Genomic DNA, 9,681 nt, shown 5'->3' on the forward strand with positions numbered 1-9,681 from the left:
CCTCCGGCACAGAAACAAACGTCCCCTGCTCCTTTTAGGATGATAACACGAACATCATCATCTGCATTTAGCAGATCAAAAATGCCGCCGAGCTGGTCTCTTCCCGCCATGCTGATGTAGTTCATTTTCTCCGGGCGGTCAAAGATAATCTCCGCTGTTTTCTTTTCTGCATTTTTCTCAATTCGAATATGGTCGTAAGATTGTTCAGTAATGGTCATTGTATGGTCTCCTTCGTATTAAGATAGAACTGATTGATTTCTTTCTTCAATTGTTTTTTCAATTGCTTTTACGATACCGTCATAACCAGTGCAACGGCATAAATGACCGGAAAGCATTTCTTTTATTTCTTTTGAGGACGGGTTCGGATTTTTTTCAAGATAGTCCTCCGTTGACATTAAAATGCCCGCTGTACAAAATCCACATTGTAGCCCGTGGCACTCAATGAAATTTTTCTGTAAATCTGTTAATTCATGGTTATTAGACAACCCTTCAACCGTTTGAACTTGCTGGCCATCAGCCTGAATAGCAAACATAAGGCAGCTTCTCACTGCTGTACCATTCACATTGATTGTACAAGCACCGCACACACCATGCTCACAGCCAACGTGCGTACCCGTCAGCCCGCATACATCTCGTATAAAATCACTTAACAGCATACGGGGCTCTACTTCTTCCTGATATACTTTCCCATTTATCGTTACTTCGATTTCATGTTTGCCCATCTTCGTTACCCCCTTGCTCTTTCATATGCTTGTGTTAAAACACGTTTTGTTAATACTTTAGCAAGATGAGTTCGATATTCACTTGAAGCATGAAGATCGGACTCCGGATCGGATTCCATTTCAACACTTTCTGCTACTTGCGCCAGCAAAGAATCAGACAGCTGCTCGCCTGTGAGAATGTCCTCTGCGTCACCAATTAACAATGGGATGGCTTCAACGCCCCCAAGAGCCAATCTGACCGCAGTAATGAGGCCCTCGTCATCCACTGTCATATGGCAGGCTGCAGCTACCAATGCAAAGTCTCCATGTCTTCTTGCAATCTCTTGAAACGAATAACCGCTTTTTTCTTCCATTAAAGGAATCGTTACCTCTGTTAACACTTCAGTCGGCATGATGTCTGTTGTTAAGTACGTAATGAAAAAGTCTTCTGCTGCCACCGTACGGACTTCATCTTTTGACGTTATTTGTACTGAGCCATTTAGCGTCAGTAAGGCAAGTGGAAGTTCTGCACTTGGATCGGCGTGTACAATGCTTCCGCCGATTGTCCCTCTATTCCTCGTCTGTACATGGCCAATTTGTGTGATCGCTTCTGCCAGCAAGCCGCAAACATTAGCAACCATTTCTGATTGTTCCACATCGCTTTGACGTGTTAATGTGCCAATTTTTAATGTATTGTCTTCATTTTTAATGTAGCTGAGTTCTTCTAACCCATTAATGTCAATTAAGCATTTTGGCGATGCAAGACGCATGTTCATAATCGGCACTAAACTTTGGCCGCCCGCGATGATTTTCCCATCATCGCCGGCTTCTTCCAAAAGATTTAATGCTTCTTCAAGGGTTGCAGGTTTATAATATTCGAACTTTGGCGGCTTCATGTTTTACATCCCTTCCGTTGCTTGTTTAAGGTGTTGTTACTTTTTCTTTTGCTTCGCCCATTAGTTTCCAAATGCGTGTTGGACTTAACGGCAGATCATCAATCATAATATCGAGATGAGCAAGTGCGTCACTGACTGCGTTGGCAACAGCAACCGGCGCACTCATTGTATTTCCTTCTCCAAGACCTTTTGCCCCAAGTGGCGTAAGAGGAGATGGTGATTCTGTATGTTTAATCGTCACGTTTGGAATTTCCGGAGCTGTCGGGCATAAATAATCCATAAATGAACCGGTTAAAAACTGGCCGTTTTTGTCATAAGCGAGTTCTTCATATAAAGCACCGCCCAATCCATGTGCAAGGCCGCCCATAATTTGCCCGTCGACAATAAGTGGGTTCAAAAGCTTGCCGGCATCATGAACAGTAAAGTAATCAATGATCTTCACTTCTGCTGTATCCGGATCAATTTCAACTGTCACCATGTCAGCAACAAAGCCGTATGTCACAGATGAATTAATCATATCCTGCTCATTCGGCGCTTGGGCCACGTCAGCGGTGTAATAATATGTTTCATAGATTCCCGGCTCCATTCCATCAGGCAATGAAGTTGGATGCCAGTGTGCAAGACCAGCTGCGCGTTTTACAGAAAACTTTTTGTCCGGATTATTTTTAACAAAAATCGATCCTTTTTCCAGTTCAAGGTCCGCTTCCTTTACATTAAGCTGGTCCGCTGCAATCTTAAATAATTTTGTACGGACTTTATGCGCCGCATAATAAATCGCACTCGACCCCAATGACGCGAACCGGCTCGAATAACTGCCGGACGCAATCGACCAGGCACTTGTTGATGTATCCAATTCAGCTACAACATTAATTTGTTCGCGTGGAAGACCTAACACTTCCGAAACAATTTGTGCCGCAACGGTTTCATGTCCCTGCCCTGATGGTGTCGTGCTAATTCGGACATTCACACTGCCAAGCGGATCCATTGAGACCGTTGCTGCTTCTGCTGCGCCTGATTTTGGCAGTGAACCGGCTCTTTCTTCCGGTGTTAACGCGACGGTAATGTACCCCATGTTCGAACCGGACGGCTCAACGATACAAGCGAGACCAACACCCAGTATTTTGCCGTTTTTACGCGCTTCTTCCTGTTTTTTTCTGAACTCTTCATATTTCCCTGTTGCAAGAGCTAATTCAAACGATTCCTCGTAATTTCCGCTGTCATACGTACCGCCTGAAGCCGTTTTATAAGGAAATTGGGCTTCTTTAACCAGGTTTTTGCGGATCACATCTGCATGATCCATGTTCAGCTCTTTTGCCACTTCCTGCATAATGCGCTCTAACGGGAAGTACAGCTCCTGGCCGCCATAACCTCGAATTAAGCCTGTCGGTGACTTATTGGTCATAATCGCATACGCATCGATATGTAAGTTTTGAATATCATATGCGCCTGTTGAATTGGCATGATTGCGGTAAAGGGAAGCCGGCTCCGGTGCGCGGATATAGGCACCTACGTTATCAATCATCTTCATTCGAAGACCTGTTACTTTGCCGCTGTTTTCAACAGCCGCTTCGATATACGTCACTCGGTCCGTCCCGCTCGCACTTGAGGAAAGATGCTCCTGCCGGTCTTCAATCCACTTCACCGGACAGCCAATCAGTTTGCTTGCCAGTCCGCAAAGAACGATGTAAGGGAAAATTCCAGCTTTGATCCCGTAACTGCCGCCGATATCTTTCGGCACAATAATTCTCAATTTGTTACTTGGAATTTGAAGTGCCTGCGCCATAATGGAATGAATAACAAACGGGCCGTGGAAATTGGCCTGCACAGTGTATTGATCATGTGCAGGGTCATATTCTGCAACCACACCGTATGTTTCAACTGGCGTTGCTGTATATTTTGGAAAATTAAATTTATGTTTAACAATACGGTCCGCTTCCTCAAAAGCTTTGTCGACATCCCCATAATTGAATTCACGATGATTGGCAATGTTCGATCCAACATTTTCATGCAATATAGGTGCATCCTCTTCCAGCGCTCTTTCAATACCGACAAGAGGGGGCAGCGACTCATACACAACTTTGATTTTTTCAAGCGCATCTTCAGCTGCATACCGGTCTTTTGCCACAATAATCGCCACGGGTTCTCCGACATACCGCACTTTATCAATCGCAAGCGGATAATACTCTACAGGCGCCATCACACCCACACTGAAAGGTTTTACAAGGCCGCGTATGTCCTCACCTGTAATAATCCCTTTTACTCCCGGCATTTTTAAGGCTGCCTCTTTATCTATTGATTTGATATATGCATGCGGATGCGAGCTCCGTAAAATAGCCGCGTGCCCAGTGTTCACTTTTGTGCCCAGATCATCGATATATTTTCCCTGGCCTGTTAACAGTCGTTTATCCTCTACCCGTGTTGCTGATTTTCCAATTACGTTTGTCATGCTTCACCCTCCTTTTTCTTTTACCAACACTTCATAATCTTCAAGCGTATCAATATCCGGAATGTTTGCCTGATTCAATTCAGCATAAACGATTTCGCTGCTGAACCTTTGAAGAACCGCTTTCCCGCCGCTGTCTCCTTCCGCTTTTAAAAGGTGCTCAAACATAATTTTTTTAAATAAAACGGGATGCCCTTTCTCATCATTCCAAAAAGCGGAACGAACGATAGACGGCTTATCATGCGCTTGGTATGTCCCTATTACTTGATTAATAACCTGCTCACTGATTCCGGGCTGGTCACCCAGAAGAAAAACCACTGCTTCCGCATTGTGCGGCATAGACAGAATCCCTTTCTTAACAGAAGTGGACATGCCTAAATGAAAGGAATCATTTGATATCACTTTCGTTACGCCGGCAGCGGACACTTCCTGAAGAAGTCCCTCAATTTGCGGATTAATGACAACAAGTACGCTGTCCAACTGGGATCGGAGCGCTGCATCGATTACATGACGGACGATTGTTTTTTTGTTGTATGGAAGCATCATTTTTGGACGTCCCATTCTTTTTGACAAACCTGCGGCTAAGATAACGCCTGCAACGCCCGTTTTCATGTTGCCAGCACATGCAGTTTTGTTTCGTTCGAATCATTAATCAGACTTTCACCTTTTGTTTCCTTTAAGTGGACGGCGTTTCCGCTGCGGTATATATTAATCAATTCAGCTGCCATGCTTAACGCGATTTCTTCTGGACTTTTAGCACCGATATCGATTCCAACCGGACTGTAAATACGGTCGAGACGAAGCGATTCGACTGTATGGCGATCGAGCAGCGGTTTTAACAGCTGTTTCGTTCTTTTTGAAGGACCGAGCACGCCGATGTAGCGGATGTTAGACTGCAAAAGAAAACCCAGCATGGCTTGGTCCTGCTCAAAGTGATGGCTCATAATAACCGCAAATGCATTCTCGTGTAATGAAACATTCGGTTTTTCCCCAAGACGTGCGTGAAAGAGTTCGTCTGCGATCGGGAAATTTTCTTTTGTAACAAACCCCGGGCGATGATCCGCTACTTTTACCGTCCAGCCCAAGTTTTTTACTGTCCTTACAAGTGGCAGCGCGTCCGGTCCAGCTCCAAAAATAATTAATTCAGGAACAGGATCAATATAATCTAAAAATATTTCCGTTTCGGCATTAAGAGCTGTAAGCATTGGTTTTCTTTTTCTTACATTGTCAGGAAGGGAAAAAGAGCCGCCAAAGATTTCTTCCTGCTCATTGTTTACAATCCATTTTTCTCCCAATGTTTTTGGATTTTCTGCTTTTGTTATGGTAGCGATCGAAAATGGAGACTTCGCTGTAAAAACCTTTTTTATATAGTCACATTTTTCGGGCTGGACAGCAGGATCGTATAGCTCAATAAATATGTCCAGCGCCCCATTGCATCCTACACCAAGTCCCCAAATTTGATCTCCTTCATCCCGAAAATCATAATGAATCGTTTTCGGAATACCGCTTGCCAGTACTTCACGGCCATGCTCAATGATATCGCTTTCAACACAACCGCCGCTTAATAAGCCGATCAGGCCCCCGTCTTCGGCTTGAAAGCATTTTGCTCCTTCTTTTTGATAGGTGGACCCTTGAACATTGATGATTGTTGCTAAAATTCCTTTTTTTGCTTCCCGGTCACATCTCAACATCTCATCGATGATTGTCAGCACGGTAACCCCTCCCTGGGCTGCAGATTTAATCGCATTACTTTGATTGTGCATTTTTTGTTCGTTCCAAGTAAAAATATTCCCGGTATTGTGTAGGTGTTCGCCCTTCTATTTTTTTGAAGGTCGTCGCAAAATAACTGGAATTGGCAAAACCTGTATTATTCGCAATAACATCAATTGGCAGTGAGGTCATCCGCAGCAGATTTTTTGCTTTTTGAACGCGAATCCAGGACAAGTATTCAACAAATGTCATTTTCATTTCTTCTTTAAATGACTTACTGAAATAAGAAGGACTTAAATATACTTTGTCCGAAATGTTTTTGAGCGTTAAGCTTTCATTGTAATGAAGCTGAATATATTGAACCGCACTTTGAATCGGCTTTCGAAGATCCAGTTCAAATCTATCTTGGCTTACGGTCTGATTCATTTCTTTTTTAATAACAGACTTTAAAACCCGATCGAATGTGTTCAAAAGTTCATTTTTGGAAAGCGGTTTCAATAAGTACCCTGAAAATCCTGCATTAATTGCTTTTTGAACAATCTCAAACATTTTCAACCCGCTAGTCCCGATGACAGGCATATCCGGGTAAAGCTGAAGAACTGTTTTGGCAAATTCAATACCATCCATATCAGGAAGGGAGACATCCGTAAGCAGGGCACTCGGCTGGGATTGTTTGAGGATATCTAATGCTTTTTGTGCTGTGTTCGCCTGGTAAATGCGTAAATAACTATAATCGCTGTTTTCAACAATTTGACGAATGTCGTTGATCGATCTGTAGTCCGTATCAACAATTAATAACTCAGCCATTGTCTCTCAACCCCTGCCCGCCGAATATTTTTTATTTAAAGTAGTTTCATTATATAAAACAAAATAGTTTTGAGTTTTAAAATTTTAAGGAACTTTTTATAAATATTTATCAAATCAAAGTGAAAGATTATCATTAGATAAAGATAATCTTCTCAAGGCAGTTTGTCAAAATAAAAAGAGCTGACTTACAAACCAATGTTTAGTCGGCTTGTAAAACAGCTCTTTGTTTTTCATACGAAAATAAAGCATGCTCGCTTTACGCAGGTATTTCTGAATCGTTATCATTTTCACCTTGCTGATGACGAATTGTTTTGAAATCCGATTTTTCCATAATTAAAGAAACAGCTACTCCACCCAATATGGCCCAAAAAGGGGAGCTTACATCAAAAAAATCAACACCTGACATCGCAATAACAAGTGAGAAAAATGATCCTACCTGAAATTGCGGCGCAGAAAAGGCATTTTGCAGTGAACTTAACAGAACACCGATCATAGCCAATCCAGCTATCGTTCCAATTAACACTTTGGGCATAGCGATAACGTATGGCAGGATAATGCCCGCGAATACACCAAAGGCAACAAATAACAAACCACATACAATGACTGCCGCATATCTTCCCTGTTTCGGACCAGCCTCTTTAGAAGAACAAATCGCTGTCATGGCACCCGCGATATTAGCATTATGTCCGCCAAAAAAGGCGGTCACAATCCCGCCTATCCCACTAAAAATCGTCATCTTATTAACTGGCGGGCTGTACCCCTGTGCCTTTAAAACACCAATTGCCTGAGCATTTTCAGCCCCTATAACTAAAAGGGAAAGTGGAATGCCAATCGAAACAATGGCATCAATATTGAAAGATGGGATCATAAGCTGCGGAAGAATAAAATGAGACTTCGAAGCTTGCACCTGAAACTGCCCCATCGTCGTTGCTAATATAATAACAACGATTAATGACATTAAAATAGGAGGAAACTTTTTTATGTAATGAGACGAAAGAAGATATACGAGTATAGCTGAGCCGGCAATGATAGGAGAACGCTCAATCGATGTAATCATCTCCGTGCCAAAACTGATCATCGCCCCAACGATCATCGACATTACAATTGGAAACGGTATCCACATCATTACTTTTCCGATAGCACCCGTAATCCCTAATAATAAGACAATAATTCCTGCCGATAGGTACGCACCGGCAGCTTCACTTAACGTAAAATTTGACAGTGAACCAGCAACAAGCACCGCTCCTGGGATTGAATAAGCACCGGCAACTGGTATTTTATGTTTGAGAGAAAGAATGATTCCGATCACACCGCCAAAAAAATAGACAGAAAACAACCATGAAATGGTCTGTATTTCCGTTAATCCCCCGTTTGCTGCTCCGTTGATGATGATTAATGCAGGGCCTGTACAGCCAAAAATGGCTGCCAGAGCTCCTGCACTAATTGTGTTCATATTAAAGCAGCTTGAAACTTTTTGCTCTTTGTCCGGGATATTGCTAGTTTGCATCCCCTTCTCCCCCTTTGTCCTCCACCACGATTTTCAATAAACATGACGAAGATGAACAAACAGTGAATTGGATTTAAAATCTATTCAGTATCCAATTATGAAACAAATATCCCTCATGCAGTAACTGCTTTTTTGCTTTCATCGGCTTCCCCTTTTTCAGCGGCTGTCTTCTTGTAGTCATCACGGTCAAGCAATAACGAGACGACAAATCCTACTAATAACGCCCAAAAAGCTGAACCAACAGAAAATACTGTAACATTGGAAATAGCAATCAAAAATGCTACCATTGCTCCATTTTTAAATTTTCCGTTGAAAGCTCCGGCAAATGTACTGATAAACACAGCAAAAATCGCCAAACCACCGAGTACAGAAAGCAATTGCGCCGGTACTGCGCTTGAAATGGCTATTACAATACTTGCTACCATTCCAAAACAAATCCAAATGATTCCATCAACAGCTGAAGCTACAAATCTCAAGTTTTTATCTTCTCCAGAAGCATCACTCGAAACCATTGCCGTACTCGGGCCTGCAATAACAGTTGGATGTCCGCCAAATAAAGAGTTTACGATTGTCCCGACACCTGGAAGAGTAAACATGGCGTTGATAGGCGGCTTATATCCTGTTGCATAAAGGACACCGACAGCCTGCATGTTTTGAACACCAACAATAAGAATAATTAAAGGTAATGATAGCTCTAAAATTGCCTGCATACTAAAATGCGGCATAACAAATAGAGGCTGAGCAAGTGCTGGCTCAATTGCTCCCCAGTTCGTTTGGCCAAGCGCTGTAGCGACGATTCCACCAACGATCACTGCACCTAAGATTGGGGGGAATTTTTTGGATAAACCTTTCATTGCCATCAAAAGGAAAAATACAGCAAAGGCACTCCCCGCAACAGCCGGAGCCTCCACGACAGCTTGAATGGCTTTAATGCCAAATGAAAGAAGAACGCCTGCAATCATCCCGAGCATAACGGGAAGAGGGATATGTTCGATCACTCTTTTTACTACCCCCGAAAACCCTAGAACTGTAACCACTAACCCGGACACGATAAATGCACCGACGGCTTCATTAAGTGTTATGTGATTTAGAGCATTTCCTACTAAGATGGCTCCCGGTATACTGTATGCAACTACAATCGGCAGACGGTAGCGGAACGATAAGAAAAGAGTAAACATTCCTCCGGCCACATAAATAATAAACAGCCATGAAACGGCATGCTCAATAGGCAGATTCCCCGTTTTTGCTGCATTCATAACAATCAGGCCCGGCCCCATAATGCTAAATAGTGCTGCCACCAGACCCGTTCCAAGAGCAGCTGGAGTTAAATTGCTGAAAAAATCCTTGAAATTCTGTTTAACATCTGTTCCTTTTTCAATACCCATTCCCATTTTTTAACGCCTCCTTTAATTCAAATATAAGCCAATTTATTGAATACGCTTTCAATTACTTGTACTGTTTTATGTCAGTTTCAGGTAAAGACATTCACCGATAAGATCTTATCTTACCGGTGAATGTCCTTTAACATTATCTGCCCTTAAACACAGGTTTTCTTTTCTCAACAAATGCATCCACGCCTTCTTTAAAATCTTCCGTTGTGCGGAGAAGGCCGTATGC

General features: G+C 42.7%; 9 protein-coding genes. All 9 read right to left on the reverse strand.

Annotated features, from left to right (window positions below):
- On the reverse strand, positions 1 to 218 hold a 218-nt coding region (locus BA724_RS06845), incomplete at its 3' end, for an enoyl-CoA hydratase/isomerase family protein (protein ID WP_211272219.1).
- A gap of 18 nt (positions 219 to 236) precedes the next feature.
- On the reverse strand, positions 237 to 722 hold the full coding sequence (locus BA724_RS06850) for a (2Fe-2S)-binding protein (RefSeq protein WP_069937925.1): 486 nt from the start codon (positions 720 to 722) through the stop codon (positions 237 to 239).
- 5 nt (positions 723 to 727) lie between these two features.
- The gene (locus tag BA724_RS06855; protein ID WP_069937926.1) at positions 728 to 1,597 is read right to left on the reverse strand and encodes an FAD binding domain-containing protein; all 870 of its coding nucleotides are present in this window, start codon (positions 1,595 to 1,597) and stop codon (positions 728 to 730) included.
- Between the two features lie 25 nt (positions 1,598 to 1,622).
- The gene (locus tag BA724_RS06860; RefSeq protein WP_069937927.1) at positions 1,623 to 4,043 is read right to left on the reverse strand and encodes a xanthine dehydrogenase family protein molybdopterin-binding subunit; all 2,421 of its coding nucleotides are present in this window, start codon (positions 4,041 to 4,043) and stop codon (positions 1,623 to 1,625) included.
- Positions 4,044 to 4,046: 3 nt separating this feature from the next.
- Positions 4,047 to 4,652, reverse strand: coding sequence for a nucleotidyltransferase family protein (locus tag BA724_RS06865; RefSeq protein ID WP_069937928.1), 606 nt, complete (start codon positions 4,650 to 4,652; stop codon positions 4,047 to 4,049).
- Positions 4,649 to 5,752 (reverse strand): XdhC family protein, encoded by a 1,104-nt coding sequence (locus BA724_RS06870; protein ID WP_069937929.1) that lies wholly within the window; start codon positions 5,750 to 5,752, stop codon positions 4,649 to 4,651. The genes BA724_RS06865 and BA724_RS06870 overlap by 4 nt, the downstream gene beginning before the upstream one ends.
- Before the next feature lie 34 nt (positions 5,753 to 5,786).
- Entirely contained in the window at positions 5,787 to 6,557 is a 771-nt protein-coding gene (locus BA724_RS06875; RefSeq protein ID WP_069937930.1) for a response regulator transcription factor, read from the reverse strand.
- Between the two features lie 256 nt (positions 6,558 to 6,813).
- Positions 6,814 to 8,064, reverse strand: a complete 1,251-nt coding sequence (locus BA724_RS06880; protein WP_069937931.1) for a benzoate/H(+) symporter BenE family transporter — start codon at positions 8,062 to 8,064, stop codon at positions 6,814 to 6,816.
- A gap of 113 nt (positions 8,065 to 8,177) precedes the next feature.
- Positions 8,178 to 9,449, reverse strand: a complete 1,272-nt coding sequence (locus BA724_RS06885; RefSeq protein ID WP_083256125.1) for a benzoate/H(+) symporter BenE family transporter — start codon at positions 9,447 to 9,449, stop codon at positions 8,178 to 8,180.
- Between the last annotated feature and the right edge of the window lie 232 nt (positions 9,450 to 9,681).

It is taken from the genome of Domibacillus iocasae, assembly GCF_001750285.1.
In the GTDB taxonomy this organism is placed as follows: domain Bacteria; phylum Bacillota; class Bacilli; order Bacillales; family Domibacillaceae; genus Domibacillus; species Domibacillus iocasae.

Excerpts from the sequence above, each read along its gene's own strand:
- BA724_RS06850 (WP_069937925.1), bottom strand. The coding sequence starts at position 722 with ATGGGCAAACATGAAATCGAAGTAACGATAAATGGGAAAGTATATCAG.
- BA724_RS06855 (WP_069937926.1), bottom strand. The coding sequence starts at position 1,597 with ATGAAGCCGCCAAAGTTCGAATATTATAAACCTGCAACCCTTGAAGAA.
- BA724_RS06860 (WP_069937927.1), bottom strand. The coding sequence starts at position 4,043 with ATGACAAACGTAATTGGAAAATCAGCAACACGGGTAGAGGATAAACGA.
- BA724_RS06865 (WP_069937928.1), bottom strand. The coding sequence starts at position 4,652 with ATGAAAACGGGCGTTGCAGGCGTTATCTTAGCCGCAGGTTTGTCAAAA.
- BA724_RS06875 (WP_069937930.1), bottom strand. The coding sequence starts at position 6,557 with ATGGCTGAGTTATTAATTGTTGATACGGACTACAGATCGATCAACGAC.
- BA724_RS06880 (WP_069937931.1), bottom strand. The coding sequence starts at position 8,064 with ATGCAAACTAGCAATATCCCGGACAAAGAGCAAAAAGTTTCAAGCTGC.
- BA724_RS06885 (WP_083256125.1), bottom strand. The coding sequence starts at position 9,449 with ATGGGTATTGAAAAAGGAACAGATGTTAAACAGAATTTCAAGGATTTT.